The following is a 20521-nucleotide window of genomic DNA, read 5'->3' as shown; positions in this document are numbered from 1 at the left end:
CGCCAGACTCCGCCCGGCCGGCGGCCCCGTCAACCGGGGGCGAAAGGGGGAGGGGCCATGCCCCTCCCGCCCATTCCTCAGCCCCGCAGCGACGCGGTGACGCGCGCCAGCATCTCCGGCAGGGCCGCCGGGTCCAGCCAGCGGAACACCGCCACCAGCGCATGGTCGGGGTCGATCCAGATGATGTTGCCGCCCGCCCCCTGGGCCAGGAAGCTGGCGCGGCTGGCGCCCGGATAGCGGCCCTTTCCGTTCAGCCACCAGAGCAGCCCGTAATCCCCGTTCAGCGCGCAGGGCGCGGTGCAGGCCGCGACCCAGCCTTCCGGCAGCACGCGCTTCCCGCCCCATACCCCGTCCTGCAGCATCAGCTGGCCGATGCGCGCCTGGTCCTCGGCATGGGTGAAGACGCCGCCACCCCAATGCCCGCCGCCCGAGACCGACTGGATGCGCTGCCCGTCGATCTCGACGAAGCTGGTGCGGTAGCCCTCCCAGCGCATCTCGCCGCTGCCGCCGATCGGCGCCATGATCCGCTCGGCGAACACCTCCGGCAGCGGCCGGCGGAAACGGTGCAGCAGGCCGAGCGACAGGGCATTCACCCGGACGTCATTGTATTCCCAGTAGCTCCCCGGGGTCTGCAGCGGGCGGTCGATGCCCTTGGGCCCGGCGCCCTCCCGCTTAAGGTCGCGGCCGCGGTCGATGCGGTCGGCCTTGCCGAACAGCGTGCCTTCCCACTCGCTGGTCTGCTGCAGCAGCATCCGCCAGGTGATGGCGCCATTGTGGGGGCCGGCGAAGGCGGGGTCGGACACGCTGGCCGAGACCGGGCTGTCCAGGCTGTCGATCAGCCCGTCGCCCAGGGCGAGGCCCGCCAGCAGCGCCAGATAGCTCTTGGCGACGCTGAAGGTCATGTCGACGTGGCGCGTATCGCCCCAGGCGGCGACGCGGTGGCCCTGCCGCAGGATCAGCCCGTTCGGCGCGCCGCGCGGGGCGGTGTTGCCCAGCACCGCGTTGTCCGGCGGCGGCTCGAAATAGCCGGCCTCCAGATGCGCCTGGATGTCGCGCGGGAAGGGGCTGTCATGCGCCTCGGCGAAGCCGATGGCGTCGCGCAGCGCGGCGGGTTCGAAGCCGGCCTCGGCCGGGTCGCGGGGCGGGAAATCGTCGCTCATCCCGCCACGGTGGCGCTGCCCCGCCCCCTGCGCAAGCGGCCCCCGGCACCCCATCTCTGGCCCCGACAGACAAGGAGCCCCCGATCATGTCCCAGACCAAGACGCTGGAGACCGCCATCCTGGGGGGTGGCTGCTTCTGGTGCCTCGATGCCGCCTATCGCCAGCTGCAGGGCGTCGAGGAGGTGCAGTCCGGCTATGCCGGCGGCCATGTCGAGAACCCCAGCTACGAAGCCGTCTGCGGCAAGCGCACCGGCCATGCCGAGGTGGTGCAGATCCGCTTCGACCCGGCGGTGCTGTCCTATGCCGACCTGCTGCGGGTCTTCTTCACCCTGCACGACCCGACCACCAAGGACCGCCAGGGCGCCGATATCGGCCCGCAATACCGCAGCATCATCATCGCGCTCGACGACTCGCAGGCTGAGACGGCGCGGCAGGTGATGGCGGAGGTGGAGGCGGAAAAGCTCTGGCCGGCGCCGCTGGTCACCGAGCTGACCGGCCCGGCCCGCTTCTGGGTCGCCGAGCCGGAGCACCAGGACTATTTCGCCCGCAACCCCTGGGCCGGCTATTGCCGCGTCGTCGTGGCGCCGAAGCTGGCCAAGTTCCGCCAGCGCTTCGCGCCGCGGCTGAAGAGCCAGGCGGCCTGAGCGCGCCGCGCGGGCCGGGGCGCGACCCCCCGGCCCGCATCGTGATCAATGCCCAGCGGCCAGCGTCGCGCCCGGCTTGTCGTGCCGGCCCAGCCGCTCGACCATCGCGGCACTGGCCTCGTTCAGCCCGGTGACCGCGACCGCCACGCCGCGCCCGCGCAGCGCCAGCACCACCCGGTCCAGCGCATGGATGCCGGTCAGGTCCCAGAGATGCGCCTGACTGACATCGATCACCACACGTTCCACCGCCTCCCGCGTGTCGAAAGCGGCGCAAAAATCCTCGGCTGAGGCGAAGAAGACCTGGCCGCGCACGGTGTAGCGCCGCTCTCGCCCATCGGCGGAGAGGTGGCTCTCCACCGCGAACATCCGCCGCACCTTGCCGGCGAAGAAGATGCCGGAGAGCAGCACGCCCACCAGCACTCCCTTGGCCAGGTCATGCGTCGCCAGCACCACCGCGACGGTGGCCAGCATCACCACCGAGGAGCTGCGCGGATGCGTCAGCAGCGTGCGCAGCGAGGCCCAGTCGAAGGTGCCGATCGAGACCATGATCATCACCGCGACCAGCGCCGCCATCGGGATGCGCCGCACCAAATCGCCCAGCACCAGGATCAGGAACAGCAGCACCACGCCGGCGACCATCGTCGACAGCCGGGTCCGCCCGCCGGAGCGCACATTGATCACTGACTGGCCGATCATGGCGCAGCCGGCCATGCCGCCCAGGAAGCCGGTGGCGAAATTCGCCACCCCCTGGCCCACGCATTCGCGGTTCCGCTGGCTGGTGGTGTCGGTCATCTGGTCGACCACCGCCGCCGTCATCAGCGACTCCAGCAGCCCGACCGCCGCCAGCGTGGCGGAATAGGGCAGGATGATCTGCAGCGTCTCCAGCGTCAGCGGCACGTCGGGCAGCAGGAAGGCGGGCAGGGAATCCGGCAGCGCGCCCATGTCGCCCACCGTGCGCAGTTCCAGCCCCAGCGCCCAGGACAGCGCCGTCAGCACCAGGATGCAGACCAGCGGGGAGGGCACAGCGGTGGTCAGACGCGGCAGCAGGTAGATGATGGCGAGCCCCGCCGCGACCATCGGGTAGGTCAGCCAGGGCACGCCGATCAGCTCCGGCAGCTGCGCCATGAAGATCAGGATGGCCAGCGCGTTGACGAAGCCGGTCAGCACCGAGCGCGAGACGAAACGCATGACGCGCCCCAGCCGCGCGGCGCCCGCCAGCATCTGCAGCACCCCGGTCAGGATGGTGGCGGCGAAGAGGTATGGCAGCCCGTGCTCCTTCACCAGGCTGACCATCACCACGGCCATGGCGCCGGTGGCTGCCGAGATCATGGCCGGCCGTCCGCCGGCGATGGCGGTGATGACGGCGATCGAGAAGGAGGCGTAGAGGCCGACCTTCGGGTCCACCCCGGCGATGATCGAGAAGGCGATGGCCTCCGGGATTAAGGCGAGGGCGACAACGAGGCCGGAGAGGAGATCGGCACGGACATTGCCGAACCACTCGGCGCGCAGCCGGGCGGGTGAGAACATGAGCGAATTTTCCGGAACAACAGGAAGAAGATGCCAGCCACGCGCAGCAGGGAACACGCGCCCGGGGGCGCGGCTTGCAGGGCGAAGTTCGGGGCTGGCAGGGGCCTACATCGGCAGGGTCGCTCTTCCGCTCGGGCGCCTTTTGCAGCGCAACAAAGCCTCTCTAGGCCGATCCGGCGCCGCGAGGCAAGCGCCCCGCCGCCTCACAGCCCGATGCCGCGCAGCGCCAGCCCGGCCAGGGCGCTGAGCCCGAGCAGCGGCACCAGCCCGATGCGCCGGCTGAACAGCCCGATCGCCGCCAGCACCGCCAGCGCCGCCGCCGCCCCATCCAGGCTGGAGGGCACCGGCCATTCCAGCCGCAGCGGCCCGAGCAGCAAGGTGGCGCGTTCGTGGAACAGCAGGCGGATGGCGAACCACAGCGCCAGATTGGCGATGACGCCGACCACCGCCGCCGTCACCCCGGCCAGCGCGCCGCGCAGCCGCGGCTGCGCCTGCAGCCGCTCGATGAAGGGGGCGCCGAGGAAGATCCAGGCGAAGCAGGGGGCGAAGGTGACCCAGACGGTCAGCAGCGCCGCCGCCACCGCCGCCCAGGCGCCCTGCGGCCAGGCGGCCATGAAGCCCACGAATTGCAGCACCAGGATCAGCGGCCCCGGCGTGGTCTCGGCCAGGCCCAGCCCGGCCAGCATGGCGGGCGCCGAGAGCCAGCCGTAATGCTCCACCGCCTCCTGCGCCACATAGGCCAGCACCGCATAGGCGCCGCCGAAGGTGACGACGGCCATGCGGGCGAAGAACCAGGCAATGTCGCCGAACAGCCCGCTGCCGGAGAGCAGCGCCACCGGCCACAGCCACAGCGCCAGCGCCGCCAGCCCGGCGCGGCGGGCGCCGGCGGCCAGGCGCTGCGGCCGGCCGGGCTCGGCCGCCAGCAGCCGGTCGATCAGCGCCGGCGCCTCGGCCGCCGCGCCGGCGGCGGGCGGGCGCTGCAACGCGGCGGGGGCGGCGAATCCGGCCAGCGCCGCGGCCAGCACCACCAGCGGGAAGGGCAGCTGCAGCGCGAACAGCGCCAGGAAGGCGGCCAGGGCCAGCGCCCAGGCCAGCGCCCCGTGCAAGGCACGGCGGGCGACCTTGACCAGCGCCTCCACCACCAGCGCCAGCACGGCGCATTGCAGGCCGAAGAACAGCGCGGCGATCAGCGGCACCTGGCCGAAGCCGGCATAGAGCAGGGAGAGCGCCAGCATCACCGCGACGCCGGGCAGGATGAACAGCAGCCCGGCCAGCAGCCCGCCGCGCACCCCATGCATCAGCCAGCCGAGATAGGTGGCCAGCTGCTGCGCCTCCGGCCCCGGCAGCAGCATGCAGAAATTCAGCGCGTGCAGGAACCGGGCCTCGCCGACCCAGCGCTTCTCCTCGACCACGGCGCGGTGCATCAGCGCGATCTGCGCCGCCGGCCCGCCGAAGGAGAGGCAGCCGATGCGCCACCACAGGCGCAGCGCCTCGCCCAGCGAGGGCTCATCCCCCGGCACCGCCGCCGCCCCGCTGCCCTGTGGCTGCTCCTCTGGCCGCATCGCCCTCTCCGCCTGCGCGCCCTCGCGGCGCTTCCTGCTAGGCTTAACCGGCGGCGGGGTGGCGGGGCAGGGGTCTTGCGCGAAGCTTTCGCGAAACATGACCGCGCCGTGACGCCCTGGCAGCAGGGGCAGGCCAGGTCAGGGGGCCAGAATCGCGGACGGCGCCCTGGCATGGCCGGGCGCCGTCATCACGCTTTTCTCGGTCCCTTTGCGGGACTTCCTCCCCAAACTCGGCCTGCAGCGCAATCCCGAGAGACCCGACCTTAGCAGGTCTTGTATAAGACACAAGTCTGTCTTTTACCGATGCCTTGATCCGGCCACGCGGATCGTGAACACAGCCTTTCCGAACCGCGCGCCGCGCGTCACGCCTGTCTTTCCATGAGGTTCCCCGCCCGCCATGCCGATGCCCGCCGCCCCGTCGCCGCGACTGGACGCCCGCCCGCTCTACCGTCAGGTGGAGGAAATTCTCATCGGGCGGATCGTCGGCGGCGACTGGCCGCCCGGCCATCTGCTGCCCTCCGAGCCGGACCTCGCCGCCGAGCTCGGCGTCTCCCAGGGCACGGTGCGCAAGGCACTGGCGGCGCTGGAGCAGCGCCACCTGATCGAGCGGCGCCAGGGCCGCGGCACCACCGTCTCCCGCCACACCAGCGAGACGGCGCGCTACACCTTCTTCCGGGTGCGCGACCTCAGCGGCCGCGCCGTGGTCTCGCGCATCCAGGTGGTCTCCTGCATCCCCGGCACCGCCGAATCCGCCGAGGCCGCGCTGCTCGGCCTGCCGGAAGGCGCGCCGGTGATCCGGCTGCGGCGGATTCGCCTGCTCGACGGCTCGCCGCGAATCTTCGAGCGCTGCACCCTCTCGGCGGCCGTCTTCCCCGGATTCTCGCTGCCGCCCGGCGAATTGCCGACCGAGCTCTATGTGCTGTTCCAGCGCACCCATGGCGTGACCATCGCCCGCGCCGAGGAGGAGCTGGCGGCGGCGCCGGCGGATGCCGAGACGGCGGCCGCGCTGGGCAAGCCCGAGGGCACGCCGCTTCTGATGGTGCAGCGTATCGCCTATGATGTTGCCGACCGGGCGGTGGAGGTCCGGCTGTCGATGATCGACACCGAACGCCACCGCTACGCCGTCCGCCTGGACTGATCCGGGCGGCGGACAGGGGCGGGCGAGGGGCGTCTCCCGCACCCATCGCATGCCCCGCTTCGCACCGGCGCCAGGCCGTAGTGCTTGCACCTTGGGGGGTGCAGTGGTAATGGCGCCGCCTTCCTTGATTTCCGCTGACTCTACACAGCACGTTTGAGAAGAGAGGCCCGGCGCCATGGCCGTTCCGAAGAAGAAGGTTTCGCCCTCCCGCCGCGGGATGCGCCGCAGCCACGAGGCCCTGTCCACCCAGGCGCACCATGAGTGCCCGAATTGCGGTGAGCTGAAGCGCCCGCACCATGTCTGCGCGTCCTGCGGCCATTATGACGGCCGTGAGATCGTCCAGGCCGGCAAGGCCCTGAAGGCCGCGGTCCGCACCTGATACCTGCCGAACGCCTGCAGGAAATCGACACCTTGTCGCAGGTCCCAGTGCCGCAGAGCGGGGCGACACAGCCCCAGGCTGCGGGAGGCTTCGCCCTGGCCATCGACGCCATGGGCGGGGACCATGCGCCGGATTCGGTGCTCGACGGGCTGGAGATCGCCGCGGAGCGGCATCCCAAGGCCCGCTTCCTGCTGGTGGGGGATGAGGCGCGGCTGACCGCGCTGCTGGCCAAGCGGCCGCGTGCCGCGAAGGCCTGCACCATCCGCCATGCCGCCGAGGCGATCCCCGGCGACATGAAGCCGACCGCCGCGCTGCGCGTCCGCAACTCCTCCATGCGCATCGCCATCGATGCCGTGGCGGGGGGCGAGGCCGCCGGCGTGGTCTCGGCCGGCAATACCGGCGCGCTGATGGCGCTGGGCAAGATCGTGGTGAAGTCGCTGCCGGAGATCGACCGGCCGGCGCTCGCCGCCATCGGCCCCTCGGCCCGCGGCGATGTCGTGCTGCTCGATCTCGGCGCCAACATCGTCTGCGACCCGCGCAACCTGGTCGAATTCGCGGTGATGGGCGATGCCTTCGCCCGCGCCGTGCTGGGCCTGACCAATCCCAGCATCGGCCTGCTGAATGTCGGCAGCGAGGAGCTGAAGGGCGACGACCGCGTCCGCCAGGCGGCCGAGATGCTGCGCGAATCGCCGCTGGCCGGGCAGTTCCACGGCTTCGTCGAGGGGCACGACATCACCGCCGGCACCGTCGACGTGGTGGTGACCGACGGCTTCACCGGCAATGTCGCGCTGAAGACCGGCGAGGGCGCCTTCAAGCTGGTGGGCAGCCTGCTGAAGCAGGTCTTCACCTCCTCGCTGGCGGCCAAGCTCGGCTATCTGCTGGCGCGCCCGGCGCTCGACCGGCTGCGCGAATGGATGGATCCGCGCCGCTACAATGGCGCGGTGCTGATCGGGCTGAACGGCGTGGTGGTGAAGAGCCATGGCGGCACCGACGCGCTGGGCTTCGCCCATGCGGTGGATGTCGCCATGGACATGGTCACCCACCGCTTCAACGAGCGTATCCGTGAAGGACTGGCCGCCCTGCCGCCGCGCAATCGGACGGTGGTGGCCGAACCGGGCGCCGCCGCCCGCTGAGCGGCGGTCCGGCCCGGGATTGGGAAGCACGCCGCATGATTCCTCGCGCCCTGATCGCCGGCACCGGCGGCTACCTGCCCGAGCTGGTGCTCGACAATGACAGCCTGGCCGCGCGCCACGGCCTCGACACCTCCGATGCCTGGATCCGCGAGCGCACCGGCATCCGCCAGCGCCACCTGGCGGCGCCGGGCGAGAAGGCCAGCGACATGGGCGCCGCCGCCGCGCGCGCCGCGCTGGAGCAGGCGGGCATCGAGGCGAGCGCCGTGGACGGCATCATCGTCGCCACCGCCACGCCGGATTCGGTGTTTCCCTCCACCGCCGTGCGGGTGCAGGCGCTGCTCGGCATCAGCCAGGGCTTCGCCTTCGACCTCGCCGCCGCCTGCACCGGCTTCGTCTATGCCCTGTCCGTCGCCGATGCGATGATCCGCGCCGGCCAGGCGCGCTGCATGCTGGTGATCGGCGCCGAGCTGTTCTCGAGCATCCTGGACTGGACCGATCGCGGCACCTGCGTGCTGTTCGGCGACGGGGCCGGCGCCGTGGTGCTGCGCGCGGCGCAGGAGGATGAGGCCGGGCGCGGCGTGCTGTCCTGCCACCTGCATGCCGATGGCCGGCATGGCGACATCCTGCAGGTCGAGGGCGGGCTGCTGCGCATGGCCGGGCGCGAGGTGTTCCGCCACGCCGTGTCCAAGCTGGCTTCGGTGGTGGATGAGGCGCTGGCGGCCAATGGCCTGGCCAAATCCGACGTCGCCTGGCTGGTGCCGCACCAGGCCAATCAGCGCATCATCGACGCCATGGGCCGCAAGCTCGGCCTGCCGCCGGAGCGGGTGGTGGTGGCAGTGGACCGCCATGCCAACACCTCCGCCGCCTCGATCCCGCTGGCGCTGGCCGAGGCGACGCGGGATGGCCGCATCGCCCGCGGCGATCTGGTGCTGATGGAGGGCATCGGCGGCGGGCTGACCTGGGGCGCCGCCCTGGCGCGTTTCTGACCGCCCGCTGCTGACACGGCCGCGCTGCCGCTGCTTGCAGGCGGCGCGCCGCATGCCATCTTCTCTCCGGACGCCGCCGCGCCCGCACCGGGCTGGCTTCAGGAGAGGATGATGGCCGAACCGCGCGACCGCACCGCCCCCGATCCGGCCGCGACCGGGCCCGCACCCGGCCTGGCGCCGCAGGCCGCCGGCATTGCGCCGGAGGCGGGCGCCGCCGGTGAGCCCCGCCCGCGCGAGGACACCGCCCCGGCGGCCGAGGCGGAGTGGCGCAAGCCGCAGCGTCCGGCCTTCAAGCCGGAGGAGGGGGAGGGCGACCGCTCCGACTGGGCCAGCCTGGCCAAGGCGGCGCTGCTGATCCTGCTGCCCATCGCCGTCATCGCCTGGCTGCTGACGCGCTGAGACCGTCGCCGCGGCCGTTCCGGCGCCCGCGGCGCGGGCAGGCTGCGCATCCGCCGGGCAGAAACCGGACCGGCATGGAAATTTCATGCGAAGCGCGTCCGAGCTGCCTCTTGGCTTGGCACCCCTGCCGCCTGTATGGTCCGGCCGCCCTGGGGGACCGGAACCGGAACCGGCCTCCCTTCGGTCGGGGGATCGAACCACAATGCTGATCACGGTGCCGCCAGACTACCGGCCTTCTGACTCCGAAGAGTTCATGAACCCCCTGCAGCAGGAGTATTTCCGCCAGAAATTGCTGCGCTGGCGACAGGACCTGTTGCGCGAGGCCGGCGACACCCTGGCCAGCCTGAGCGAGGGCGGCATCGCCGAGGCGGACATGACCGACCGCGCCAGCGTCGAGACCGACCGGGCGCTGGAGCTGCGCACCCGCGACCGCGCCCGCAAGCTGATCTCCAAGATCGACCAGGCGCTGGACCGGATCGAGAACGGCACCTATGGCTATTGCGAGGAGACGGGCGAGCCGATCGGGCTGCGCCGGCTCGAGGCACGGCCCATCGCCACCCTGTCGATCGAGGCGCAGGAGCGGCATGAGCGCATGGAGCGGGTGCACCGCGACGATTGAGCGGTGACGCGGCGGCGCCGCGCCCGGCCCTGGAACAGCCCGGCCCGCGGATGCGGCGCCGGGCTTTTTCGTGGCCGGTGGCCGGCGCGGCCCTCAGCCGCGCAGCAGGCCGCGCTTCGGCGCCACGCCGGCGCTGTCCGGGAAGGCGGCGGCCAGCGCCGCCTCGGGCAGGCGCAGATGGTCGCGCAGCAGCCCCTTGGCCAGTTCGCGCAGATCCATGCTGGGCTGCAGGTCGCGATCCTCGAACAGCTTGCCACGGCCGAGCCCGGGCCAGTCGGCCACCACCTTCCCGCCGGCGACGGCGCCGCCCAGCAGCAGCGCCGCGCCGCCCGTGCCGTGATCGGTGCCGCTATTGCCATTGACCCGCACCGTGCGGCCGAACTCGGTCATCACCAGCACCGCGGTGTGGCGCCAGGCCGGACCCGAGGCGCTGCGCAGCGCCTCCAGCCCGTCATCCAGCTGGCCGAGCTGGTTCTTCAGCCGGCCAGGCTGGGAGGAATGCGTGTCCCACCCGCCCAGCTCGAGGGCGGCGACCCGCGGCCCGTCGGGCTCCGCCAGCAGGCGGCCGGCCGCGGCGGCCAGCACAGGGAAGGCGCTGCGGCCGCGATCCTGGTCCAGCACGCCGCTGGCATAGCCGCGGGCGCGCAGCCCCTCCTGCACCGCCGGTCCCAGCAGCGGGTCCTCATGCGCCAGGTCGGCCAGCCGCGCATAGAGCTCGGCGGGCGGGGATTCGCCGCGCTGCGGTGTGTAGATGCTGACCGGGCGCGGCCCGCGCATCAGCAGCGGCAGGTCGAAGCCCAGCGCCAGCCCGGCCCGCGCGCCCTCGGCCGGATCGGCCGGCATGGCCTGCAGGGCGCGGTTCAGCCAGCCGGAGGAGAGGCGGGATTCGGCGCCGCTCTCCAGCATGTCCTGCGCGTCGAAATGGCTGCGGGTGCGGTACGGACCCGCCACGGCATGCAGCACCATCGCCTCATTGGCCCGGTACATGGCATGCACCTTGTCCATCGAGGGGTGCAGGCCGAAGAAGCCGCCAAGGTCGAGCAGCCCGCCCTCCTGGCCGGGTTCCGGCAGCAGCAGCGGGCCGCGCAGCTCGCGCAGCTCGGCATCGCCATAGGGCTGCACCACGGCGAGGCCGTCGAGCGCGCCGCGCAGCAGCACGACGACGAGCCGCGCCTCGCCGCGCCCGGCCGTGCCGGCGGGGCTGGCCATGGCGAGGCGGGCCTGGCCGAGGGCGGCCATGGCGGTGAGACCGAGCAGCAGGCCGCGCCGGCCGATCCTCGGCTGATGGGGGCGGAGCAGGGTCATCGGCGCTGGAACTCCGGGCTGGCCAGGAGAAGGGTGAGGCCGTCGCGCAGCGAGCCGGCGCGGCGCACCGCGTCCAGCGTCTGCGGCCGGGCCAGCGGGCCGAGCGCCACCTCGGCCAGCTGCGCCGGGTCCTGGCGGCTGAAGCGGCCGGCCATGTCATGCGCCCGCTCCATGCGCTGCAGCAGCATCTCGGGCGAGACCCAGTCCTCGGCGCGGTCCGGCCAGCCCTTCGGCGCCGGCGCGGTCCAGTAGGGCTGGCCCAGCGCGCCGCAGACCGAGATGGCGAGGTTGGCGTGCCGCGCCTCGGCGCCCAGGCCGCGCAGGGCGGCATAGGTGAAGTCCTGCGGCGAGCGGATCTTGGTCAGCGGCCTGTCCCAGGCCTCCGGCGCCTCGATGAGGGCGGCGGTCGCCACGCCGAGATCGCCGCGGCTGTCCCGCAGCGCGGAGAAGACACGACGCACCGCGGCGGGCGGCGGATCATCCGCGACGAAATGCCGCACCAGCTTCTCGGCCACATGCCGGTGTGTCGCCTCATGGCCGGCCAGGAAACGCAGCGCGCGCTCGATTTCCGCCTCGCCCTCGCCAAAGCGCTGGCCGAGGATGCGCTTCTCGCCCGGCTCGTGCCGGCTGGCCGCAAAGACGGTGCCGGCCCGCTCGCCCCGCCGCAGCAGGGAGAGGCCGGTCAGCAGCAGGGCGAACTGGGTGACGTCGCGCTGGCTGTAGCCGGCGGCCGGCGACACGGTGTGCAGCTCCAGGATCTCGCGCGCCAGGTTCTCGTTCAGGCCGCGCCGGCTGCGCTGGCCGCTCGGGCTGTTCGGGCCGATCGAGCTGTTCTGGTTCAGGTACAGCAGCATGGCCGGGTGCCGCTCCGCCGCCAGCACCATGTCCTCGAGCCTGCCATTGACATGCGGACGGATGGCGCTGCGCAGATACTCCCCGGTCAGGGCGAAAACCCCCGCGGTGCGGCGGCTGACCGTGAAGTGGTTGGCCCAGAAGAGCACCAGCCTCTCGCGGAAGCTGGCGGAGGTGGTCAGGGCGTGCTCGGCCTGCGCCTGGTTCTCGGCCCGGTAGAGCTTGGCGCGCGGCGCGTTCTGGCCGGCCGCCAGCACCGCCTCGCGGCCCATGCGGTCCTCCTCCTCCCAGACGGCCATGACCTCCGACAGGGTCGGCGGATGGTCCCAGCCTTCCGGGGGCGGCGGCGGTGTGTCGGGCTGCCGCAGCTCCGCCAGCAGGGCGGCGCGCGGGTCGGACGGCAGGGGCTGGTCCGGGCGGGCGCCGAGGCCGAAGCGGATCGCGGCGTGGATGCTGCGCGTGTCCATGGCCCCCATATCTAGCACCGCGGCGCCCGCTGCTCTGCAACAAAGGGTGACCTTGAGCGGGTGTGAAGCGGGCTCGTTGCGTTCTTACCGCTTGCAATGGCGGCCGATCCGGTGCATCTGCCGGCCCGACGGTGGGTGCGGTGAATCGCCCCTGAGGGCCCGCGGGCTGCTCCGGGCATTGGCCGCCCCGTCGGTTCCGGGACACCGTTCGGCCTGTCGGCAGCGGCGGAACAGGGGCTTCCCCTGGACGCCGCCGCCCGAGCGCAGCAAGGGGCGGGGGACGGAACCGGCTTCTGCCGAGGGTGCCGACGCCTAGCCGCGCCTGGCCCCCGGTTCTGGTTCCCGCGCGGCTCGTCCGCGTGATATTGGTCAGGGCGGCGGCTGCCGCACAACATTTGTTCGCGCGGCCTCTGCCGCGACGCGTATGGAGGCCCCCGTGGCGCGCACCCCGCTCGAGAAGATCCGCAATATCGGCATCACGGCGCATATCGACGCCGGCAAGACGACGACGACCGAGCGGATCCTGTATTACACCGGCAAGTCCCACAAGATCGGTGAGGTCCACGAGGGCAACACCACGACGGACTACATGGAGCAGGAGCGTGAGCGTGGCATCACGATCACCTCCGCCGCCGTGACCGCCGAGTGGAAGGGCCACCGGATCAACGTCATCGACACCCCGGGCCACATCGATTTCAACATCGAGGTGAACCGCTCGCTGCGCGTGCTCGACGGCGCGGTGTTCGTGATCGAGGGCGTGGCCGGCGTGCAGCCGCAGTCCGAGACCAACTGGCGCCTGGCCGACCGCTACAACGTGCCGCGCATCATCTACATCAACAAGCTGGACCGCACCGGCGCCGATTTCTATCGCGCCGCGGCCACGCTGACCGAGAAGCTCGGCATCACCTGGGTCGCCCTGCAGCTGCCGATCGGCATCGAGGACAGCCTGAAGGGCATCGTCGACCTGGTCGAGATGAAGTCGCTGATCTGGGAAGGCGACGAGCTGGGCGCCAAGTACCATGAGGCGCCGATCCCCGACGACCTGAAGGACAAGGCCGCCGAGTACCGCCAGCTGCTGCTCGACACCGCGCTGTCGGTGGATGACGCGGCGATGGAAGAGTATTTCGACAAGGGCGACGTCTCGGTCGAGACCCTGAAGAAGTGCATCAAGAAGGGCACGATCTCCGGCGCCTTCCGCCCGGTGGTCTGCGGCTCCTCCTTCAAGAACAAGGGCGTGCAGCCCCTGCTGGACGCGGTGTGCGACTATCTGCCGAGCCCGGTCGAGGTCGAGGGCATCATGGTCGCCCCCGAGGAAGGCCAGGACGAGGACACCCCGCGCCGCATCATCGAGGTGAGCGAGACCGCGCCCTTCTCGGCGCTCGCCTTCAAGATGATCAACGACAAGTACGGCAACCTGACCTTCATCCGCGTCTACGCCGGCGTGGTGCGCCAGGGCGACACCGTCCTGAACACCGCCAAGGGCAACAAGGAACGCATCGGCCGCATGTTCCAGATGCATGCCGACAAGCGTGAGGAAGTGAAGGAAGTCTACGCCGGCGACATCGTGGCGATCGTGGGCCTGAAGGACACCCTGACGGGTGACACCCTGGCCGACCCCGCCGACCCGGTGGTGCTGGAGCGCATGGCCTTCCCGGTGCCGGTCATCGACATCTCGGTCGAGCCGAAGACCAAGGACGGCGTCGAGAAGATGACGCTCGGCCTGCAGAAGCTGGCCGGCGAGGATCCCTCGCTGCGCCTGAAGACCGACCAGGAGACCGGCCAGACCATCCTGTCCGGCATGGGCGAGCTGCATCTCGAGATCATCATCGACCGCCTGAAGCGCGAATACGGCGTCGACGCCAATATCGGCGCGCCGCAGGTGGCCTATCGCGAGACGATCACCAAGCCGCACACCGAGACCTACACCCACAAGAAGCAGTCGGGTGGCTCGGGCCAGTTCGCCGAGGTGAAGATCACCTTCGAGCCGAAGGAGCGGAACGAGGGCATCGAGTTCGTCAACGCCGTGGTCGGCGGCACGGTGCCGAAGGAATACATCCCGGCGGTCGAGAAGGGCATCAAGGTCCAGGCCGACACCGGCGTGCTGGCCGGCTTCCCGACGGTGGACTTCAAGTACACCCTGACGGACGGCAAGTACCACGACGTCGACTCCTCGGCCCTCGCCTTCGAGATCGCCGCCAAGGCCTGCTTCCGCGAGGGCATGAAGAAGGCCGGCCCGGTGATCCTCGAGCCGATCATGGATGTCGAGGTGACCACGCCGCAGGACCATGTCGGTGACGTCGTGGGCGACCTGAACCGCCGCCGCGGCATCATCCAGAGCCAGGACATGGCCGGCACCTCGGTCATCGTCCGCGCCCATGTGCCGCTGAAGGAGATGTTCGGCTACATCTCCAACCTGCGTGGCATGACGAAGGGCCGTGCGTCCTTCTCCATGCAGTTCCACCACTATGATCCGGTGCCGCGCAACGTCGCGGACGAGATCATGGCGAAGAGCGCCTGAGGCAGACGATGCGGCTCCGCTGGCAGCGCGGCCGCATCGAAGACCCCGGCCCCGGTGCGGCGGATCCGCAGCGGGCGCTGGAATGGGTGGGTTGTGACGACGCGGGCGATCCCATCGCCCGCGTCGTTCGCGTTCGGGGGCCGGTCTGGTTCCGCTGGCATCTACGCCACGCCGTCGCGCTGGACGAGGAGGCGCGGGTGGTCGAGCTGCGCCCGAGTGTCGCGGAGAATCGCTGGCTGGTGGTGGTGCGCGACCAGGTGGTGGGCCGCGCCGCCCTGCCGCTGCAGGCGGTGCGCCGGGCCGAGGCGGCGCTGCTGGCCCGCTAGGGCTGGCTCCGCCGGCCCGGCCTCGGTGCGGCGCCGCGGCCATTCAGCCCCAAGGGGGCCGGCCCGGGGCCGGCGCGGCGCAGGGGCCGCCAGGCACCCGGAAAAAGCCCAGCCCCGAGACGGCGCGGTTCAGACCGGCAGGCAGCGGATGATGTCGCGATGCCCGCGCGCCAGCACCGGCCGCGTGCCCTCGGGGCAGGCGGTGGTCGCGTTGCGCGCCGCCGGCGCCAGGTCGCGATCCCAGGGGGTGCGGTCGATGCCGCGGTCGCAGCGGCCCGGCGCGCCCTTCACCGGCGAGCCGCCATTCGGGCAGAGCCAGCGGCGGATCGCCTCCAGCTGCGCGGCGCTGGGCCGGCGCGGCGGCTCGGCCAGGGCAGGGGCCGCCATCCCGGCCAGCGTCAGGCCGAGCAGCAGCAGGGGAAGGGCAGGGCGCGCCATGCGCCGGCTTTACCATGCCGCGCCCGGCGCCGCGCGGCGGAATCGCGCGGCGCCGCTTCACGCCGGCCGGAGCGAGGGCGCAAAAGATGACAGGATGTTCACCCTTGAATCGCGCGGCGAACGGGACAACATTGCCCTGCATGGACCCGCGATCTTATGACCGCCCTGTTCTGGACATGACGCCGGAAGGCGAATTCCGCGACCCCGCGCCGCGCAAGGCCAGCTGGCTGGACCGCGTGCTGATGCGGCTGGGCGGGGTCGCCGCGCTGGTGGCCATCGTCGCCGCCGGCATCGTCGTGGCCGGCATTGCGGTCGCCTTCTTCGCCCTGGCCCTGCCGGTGGCGCTGGTGGCCGGTCTGGTGGCCTTTGGCAGCCTGTGGTGGCGCGCCCGCCGCAGCGGCACCGGGCTGCGCGGCTTCGCCACCACGATGCGGCGCTGACGCGGCCAGCGCCTCTCTTCCCCCTCGACCCCCGGCGGCTCTACGAGGTCGGGGAGGATGGCCGTGCCTACACGGCGGAAAGCCTGGAGGATGGGCGGCAGGACCGGCTGCGCCAGCAGGCGCGGCTGTGGTGGCTGCTGGGCACCGGCAGCAATGGGCTGAGCATGTCGGCCGCCGCCCTCGGCTACGCCTTTGGCGGGCGGGTGGTGGGGGCGGGGCTTGGCCTGTTCGTGCTGCTCACCCTGCCGCTGCTGGCGGTCGCCCCCTGGCTGCAATGGCGCAGCCAGCGCCTGCGCCACCGTGTCCATCTCCGCCGGCCGGACAGTTTCAGCCGGGGCTGACCGCCCGCTCCTGCAGGCCGCGCTGGCGATAGGTCAGCGCCTCCGCCACATGAGGGCGGCCGATCCCCTCCGATGCCGCCAGATCGGCGATGCTGCGCGCCACGCGCAGGCAACGGGTGAAGGCGCGGTTGGACAGGCCGAGCTGCCCGGCGGCGCGCTCGGCCAGCGACAGCGCCTCCGGCGCCGTGTCGGCCAGCAGCGCTTCCAGCGGCAGATCGGCATTGCGCCGCCTTGCCCCGCCGGCGCGGCGGCTCTGGAAATCCCGCACCGCGCGGATGCGCGCCGCCACCTCCGCCGAGGCCTCGCCGCGCGGCGCCCGGGCCAGCTCCGCCGGGCGCACCGGGGCCATGCCGATGGTCATGTCGATACGGTCCAGCAGCGGGCCGGAAAGCCGCGCCTGATAGGCCTCGCCGCAGCGCGGCGCCTGGCCGCATTCGCGGCTGTTGTCGCCGAGATGGCCGCAGCGGCAGGGATTCATCGCCGCCACCAGCTGGATGCGCGCCGGATAGGTGACATGCGCCGCGGCGCGGCTGACCACGCATTGCCCGGATTCCAGCGGCTGGCGCAGCGCCTCCAGCGCCGGGCGGGCGAATTCCGGCAGCTCGTCCAGGAACAGCACGCCGTGATGCGCCAGGCTGATCTCGCCCGGCCGGGCGCGGCTGCCGCCACCCACCAGCGCCGCCTGGCTGGCCGAATGATGCGGCTCCCGGAAGGGCGGACGGGCGGAGATGCGCCCGCCCTCGATCAGCCCGGCGACGCTGCGCACCAGGCTCAGCTCCAGCGCCTCCTGCGGCGTCAGCTCCGGCAGCAGGGAGGGCAGGCGCTGCGCCAGCATCGACTTGCCGGCGCCCGGCGGCCCCACCAGCAGCAAATTGTGCTGCCCGGCCGCGGCGATCTCCAGCGCCCGCTTGGCGCTTTCCTGGCCGCGGATGTCGGACAGGCAGGGGCCCTGGCTGTCCATCGCCGCCCGCTCCGGCGCCGCCGGCGCCGGAGCGGAGAGGATCTGCCGCCCCGTCAGATGCGCGATCAGCTGCTGCAGGCTCTCCGCCGCCACCACCTCCAGCCGCCCGGCCCAGAGCGCCTCCGCCCCCTGGGCGGCCGGGCAGATCAGGCCGAGGCCGCGATTCGCCGCCGCCAGCGCCGCCGGCAGGATGCCGGCCACGGGCCCGATGGCGCCGTCCAGCGCCAGCTCGCCCAGCGCCGCCAGCTGCGCCAGCTCGTCGCGCGGCACGATGTCCATGGCGGCCAGCAGGGCGAGGGCGATGGGCAGGTCGAAATGCGGCCCTTCCTTCTGCAGCCCGGCCGGCGCCAGATTGACCAGAATGCGCTTCGGCGGCAGCGACAGGCCGAGCCCGTTCAGCGCCGCCCGCACCCGCTCCCGGCTCTCGGCCACCGCCTTGTCGGGCAGGCCGACCAGGGTGAAGGCCGGCAGGCCGCTGGCGATCTGCACCTGGATCTCGACCGCCAGGGCATCGACCCCGGCAAAGGCGAAGCTGGCGAGGCGGGCAATGGTCATGGAACGAAACCGTATCGTTCCACGACCCTCCCTTCAACCGGAAGGCGAGACGCTCAGCGGCCCCAGGCTTCGATGAAGCGCTGCAGCAGCGTGCCGATCACCTCGGTGTTGTAGCCGCCCTCCTGCACGATCACCGTGGGCAGGCCGAGCGCCGAGAGATGCCCGGCGGCGCGGGCGAAGCCGTCGGCGGTGACCTTCAGGAAGCTCAGCGGCTCCTGGTCCGAGGCATCGAAGCCGAGCGGCACCACCAGCGCCTCGGCGCCGAAGGCCCGGGCGCGGGCGGCGGCCTGCGACACCGCCTCCAGCCAGGCGGAATCCGCGGTGCCCTGCGGCAGCGGCAGGTTCAGATTGGCGCCTTCGCCGGCGCCCGCCCCGGTCTCGCCGGCATAGCCGACATACCAGGGGTAGTAGCCCGCCGGGTCGCCATGCACGGAGATGGTGAGCACATCGCCGCGCTCCCAGAAGATGCCCTGGGTGCCGTTGCCGTGATGCGCGTCGATGTCGATGACGGCGATTCGCGACGCGCCCTTCTGGCGCAGCCGCTCGACGGCCAGGGCGCTGTTGTTGACATAGCAATGCCCGCCGGCGCGGGCGGCATAGGCGTGGTGGCCGGGCGGGCGCGCCAGCGCATAGGCCGAGCCGCCCTCGGCCGCGGCATCCGCCGCCGCCAGCGCGCAGCTCGCCGCGCCCAGGATCGATTCCCAGCTGCCCGGCCCGATCGGGCAGGCGGTGTCGGCGGTGTACCAGCCGGTGCGGCCGACCATGGCGCTGGGCAGCGTCGCGCCCTGGGCCAGCATCTCGGGCGAGGGGTGCATGTTGGCCACCACCTCCGGCCCCTTCTCCGGCAGCTTCGCCCATTCGGCCGCCGCCTCGGACAGGAAGCGGACATAGCCGGCATCATGCACGGCGTGCAGCGCCTCGGGCGCCACGGTCGCCGGCGCCTCGACGCTCAGGCGCATCGCCCGCAGCGCGCCGAGCAGCGCCTCGGCGCGCGCCGGCACCTCGAAATGCGGGCGCACCTGGCCGCGCTGGAGGAAGAATTGCGGCGCGTGCCGCGACTGGTCGGGATGGGCAAAGGCTCGCATGGGAAAAAGGCTAGGCGCGACGGGCGCTCTTGTCGATCCGGCCGGGGCAGGTCTAGCGTTCGTTCCAGGGAAGTTTCATCGGAGACGAAAATGGGTGTTTCACGTCGCAGCCTGCTGGCTGCAGCGGCCGCTACCCCCTTGCTCATGCGCGTGGACGACGCGCTGGCGCAGGGCATCCAGCCGAAGCGCGGCGGCACGCTGACCACCATCGTCAATCCCGAGCCGCCGGTGCTGCATGTCGGCGTCAACAACCAGGCGCCGACACTGATCGTCGGCGGCAAGATCTTCCAGGGCCTGCTGCGCTACGACGCGAAGCTGAACCCGATGCCCGAGCTGGCGAAGAGCTGGGAGATCAGCCCCGACGGGCTGGAATACACCTTCCGCCTGCAGGAGAACGTGAAGTTCCATGACGGGCGGCCGATGACGGCCGAGGACGTCGTCTTCTCCATCATGAAGTTCCACATGGAGGTCTCGCCCCGCGCGCGCGGTGTCTTCGCCCGCATCAAGGAGGGCGTGGCGGTGGACCCGCACACGGCGAAGTTCGTGCTCTCCGCGCCCTTCGAGCCCTTCCTGCTGATGTTCGACGTCACCGTCTCGGCCATCGTGCCGAAGCACCTGTTCGACGGGCAGGATTACCGGCAGGCGCCGGCGGTCTCGCGCCCCGTCGGCACCGGGCCGTTCAAATTCGTCGAATGGCAGCGCGGCAATTTCATCCGGCTGGAGCGCTTCGAGGATTACTGGAAGCCGGGCCAGCCCTATCTGGACGCCATCATCTACCGCGTCGTGCCCGACAGCCAGAGCCGCCGCCTGGCGCTGGAATCGGGCCAGGTGCAGCTGACCCAGTCGAACGACATCGAGCCCTTCGACATCCCGCAGATGCGCGCCCGCCCGAATCTCGAGGTGCAGACCACGGGCTGGGAATATTTCGGCCCGCTGATGTGGGTGGAGCTCAACCACCGGGTGAAGCCGCTCGACGATGTGCGCGTGCGCCAGGCGCTGGCGCATGCGATCAATCGCGACTTCATCGCCCAGCGCCTGTGGTTCGGCATCGGCAAGCCGGCGACCGGGCCGATCTCCAGCGCCACGCGCTTCTACGATGCCAGCGCGCGCATGCCGGCCTACAATCTGGACGCCGCCAGGAAGCTGCTGGACGAGGCCGGGCTGCGGCCGAACGCGCAGGGCGTGCGCTTCTCGATCAAGCATCTCAGCCTGCCCTATGGCGAGGTCTTCACCCGCCTCGGCGAATTCCTGAAGCAGTCGCTGCGGCAGGTGGGCGTCGACCTGCAGCTGGAAAGCGTCGATGTCGGCAGCTGGGCGCAGCGCACCGCCAACTGGGAATTCGACACCACCATCAACTATCTCTACCAGTATGGCGACCCGACGCTCGGCGTCGAGCGCAGCTATGTCTCGACCAACATCAAGAAGATCCTGTTCTCCAACGTCTCCGGCTACGCCAATCCGCGGGTGGACGAGCTGTTCACCCAGGGGCGCGACGCCGCCGACCCGAAGCAGCGGCAGGAGGCGTTCAGCGCCGTGCAGAAGCTGCTGGTGCAGGAGGTGCCGCTGGTCTGGCTGATGGAGATGTCCTTCCCCACCATCCATGACAAGAAGCTGCACAACGTCATCACCTCCGGCGCCGGGGTGCATGCCAGCTTCGACGACGTGTTCCTGGCCTGATCCAGGGGC

General features: G+C 71.7%; 20 protein-coding genes. 12 read left to right on the top strand and 8 right to left on the bottom strand.

The genetic code is table 11. The features are described 5' to 3' along the window. Positions 1–77: 77 nt before the first annotated feature. The gene (locus tag QE401_RS09030; protein ID WP_307137887.1) at positions 78–1160 is read right to left on the bottom strand and encodes a serine hydrolase domain-containing protein; all 1083 of its coding nucleotides are present in this window, start codon (positions 1158–1160) and stop codon (positions 78–80) included. Positions 1161–1246: 86 nt separating this feature from the next. On the opposite strand from QE401_RS09030, the gene msrA reads away from it, so the two are divergent. Continuing rightward, positions 1247–1804 (top strand): peptide-methionine (S)-S-oxide reductase MsrA, encoded by a 558-nt coding sequence (gene msrA, locus QE401_RS09025; protein WP_307137886.1) that lies wholly within the window; start codon positions 1247–1249, stop codon positions 1802–1804. A gap of 45 nt (positions 1805–1849) precedes the next feature. On the opposite strand, the gene QE401_RS09020 is transcribed toward msrA, so the two are convergent. Beyond that, positions 1850–3331: a SulP family inorganic anion transporter gene (locus QE401_RS09020; protein WP_307137885.1), complete on the bottom strand. Its 1482-nt coding sequence runs from the start codon at positions 3329–3331 to the stop codon at positions 1850–1852. Between the two features lie 203 nt (positions 3332–3534). Then, positions 3535–4893: a chromate efflux transporter gene (gene chrA, locus QE401_RS09015; protein WP_307137884.1), complete on the bottom strand. Its 1359-nt coding sequence runs from the start codon at positions 4891–4893 to the stop codon at positions 3535–3537. A gap of 397 nt (positions 4894–5290) precedes the next feature. Here chrA and QE401_RS09010 point away from each other — a divergent pair, with 397 nt between their 5' ends. The 6 genes from QE401_RS09010 (at position 5291) to dksA (ending at position 9547) form a co-directional block, all read left to right on the top strand. Then, positions 5291–6031 (top strand): GntR family transcriptional regulator, encoded by a 741-nt coding sequence (locus tag QE401_RS09010; RefSeq protein ID WP_307137883.1) that lies wholly within the window; start codon positions 5291–5293, stop codon positions 6029–6031. Between the two features lie 175 nt (positions 6032–6206). Continuing rightward, on the top strand, positions 6207–6410 hold the full coding sequence (gene rpmF, locus QE401_RS09005) for a 50S ribosomal protein L32 (protein WP_307137882.1): 204 nt from the start codon (positions 6207–6209) through the stop codon (positions 6408–6410). Positions 6411–6457: 47 nt separating this feature from the next. Further along, on the top strand, positions 6458–7543 hold the full coding sequence (gene plsX / locus QE401_RS09000) for a phosphate acyltransferase PlsX (protein ID WP_307140207.1): 1086 nt from the start codon (positions 6458–6460) through the stop codon (positions 7541–7543). A 35-nt stretch (positions 7544–7578) separates the two neighbouring features. Then, positions 7579–8529: a beta-ketoacyl-ACP synthase III gene (locus tag QE401_RS08995; RefSeq protein ID WP_307137881.1), complete on the top strand. Its 951-nt coding sequence runs from the start codon at positions 7579–7581 to the stop codon at positions 8527–8529. Positions 8530–8640: 111 nt separating this feature from the next. Then, entirely contained in the window at positions 8641–8928 is a 288-nt protein-coding gene (locus tag QE401_RS08990; RefSeq protein WP_307137880.1) for a hypothetical protein, read from the top strand. Between the two features lie 205 nt (positions 8929–9133). Further along, positions 9134–9547 carry an RNA polymerase-binding protein DksA gene (gene dksA / locus QE401_RS08985; RefSeq protein ID WP_307140206.1) on the top strand — a complete coding sequence of 138 codons (414 nt, stop codon included), beginning with the start codon at positions 9134–9136 and terminating at the stop codon, positions 9545–9547. A gap of 93 nt (positions 9548–9640) precedes the next feature. On the opposite strand, the gene QE401_RS08980 is transcribed toward dksA, so the two are convergent. Together QE401_RS08980 and QE401_RS08975 are read right to left on the bottom strand one after the other, a co-directional pair. Next, positions 9641–10852: a DUF1501 domain-containing protein gene (locus tag QE401_RS08980; protein ID WP_307137879.1), complete on the bottom strand. Its 1212-nt coding sequence runs from the start codon at positions 10850–10852 to the stop codon at positions 9641–9643. Next, on the bottom strand, positions 10849–12171 hold the full coding sequence (locus QE401_RS08975; protein ID WP_307137878.1) for a DUF1800 domain-containing protein: 1323 nt from the start codon (positions 12169–12171) through the stop codon (positions 10849–10851). Before QE401_RS08975 ends, QE401_RS08980 begins: the two co-directional genes overlap by 4 nt. A gap of 424 nt (positions 12172–12595) precedes the next feature. On the opposite strand from QE401_RS08975, the gene fusA reads away from it, so the two are divergent. Together fusA and QE401_RS08965 are read left to right on the top strand one after the other, a co-directional pair. Next, a complete protein-coding gene (gene fusA / locus QE401_RS08970; protein WP_373461429.1) occupies positions 12596–14689 on the top strand; it encodes an elongation factor G in 2094 nt (697 codons plus the stop codon). Between the two features lie 8 nt (positions 14690–14697). Then, on the top strand, positions 14698–15015 hold the full coding sequence (locus QE401_RS08965; RefSeq protein WP_307137876.1) for a hypothetical protein: 318 nt from the start codon (positions 14698–14700) through the stop codon (positions 15013–15015). A gap of 129 nt (positions 15016–15144) precedes the next feature. Here the strand turns inward: QE401_RS08965 and QE401_RS08960 are convergent, their stop codons facing one another. Beyond that, on the bottom strand, positions 15145–15453 hold the full coding sequence (locus QE401_RS08960; protein ID WP_307137875.1) for a hypothetical protein: 309 nt from the start codon (positions 15451–15453) through the stop codon (positions 15145–15147). 140 nt (positions 15454–15593) lie between these two features. On the opposite strand from QE401_RS08960, the gene QE401_RS08955 reads away from it, so the two are divergent. Further along, positions 15594–15893, top strand: a complete 300-nt coding sequence (locus tag QE401_RS08955; RefSeq protein ID WP_307137874.1) for a hypothetical protein — start codon at positions 15594–15596, stop codon at positions 15891–15893. Beyond that, positions 15833–16234 (top strand): hypothetical protein, encoded by a 402-nt coding sequence (locus QE401_RS08950; RefSeq protein ID WP_307137873.1) that lies wholly within the window; start codon positions 15833–15835, stop codon positions 16232–16234. Before QE401_RS08955 ends, QE401_RS08950 begins: the two co-directional genes overlap by 61 nt. Here the strand turns inward: QE401_RS08950 and QE401_RS08945 are convergent. Continuing rightward, positions 16221–17750: a YifB family Mg chelatase-like AAA ATPase gene (locus QE401_RS08945; protein ID WP_307137872.1), complete on the bottom strand. Its 1530-nt coding sequence runs from the start codon at positions 17748–17750 to the stop codon at positions 16221–16223. The genes QE401_RS08950 and QE401_RS08945 overlap by 14 nt on opposite strands. Positions 17751–17803: 53 nt before the next feature. Next, positions 17804–18835 carry a histone deacetylase family protein gene (locus QE401_RS08940; RefSeq protein ID WP_307137871.1) on the bottom strand — a complete coding sequence of 344 codons (1032 nt, stop codon included), beginning with the start codon at positions 18833–18835 and terminating at the stop codon, positions 17804–17806. Between the two features lie 144 nt (positions 18836–18979). On the opposite strand from QE401_RS08940, the gene QE401_RS08935 reads away from it, so the two are divergent. After that, entirely contained in the window at positions 18980–20512 is a 1533-nt protein-coding gene (locus QE401_RS08935) for an ABC transporter substrate-binding protein (RefSeq protein ID WP_307137870.1), read from the top strand. The last annotated feature ends 9 nt before the right edge of the window (positions 20513–20521 follow it).

Origin of the sequence: Pseudoroseomonas cervicalis (assembly GCF_030818485.1) — a bacterium.
Classification (GTDB): domain Bacteria; phylum Pseudomonadota; class Alphaproteobacteria; order Acetobacterales; family Acetobacteraceae; genus Pseudoroseomonas; species Pseudoroseomonas cervicalis_A.
Note: the sequence above shows the minus strand (reverse complement) of the source record. Positions and strands in the feature narration are given on the sequence as shown.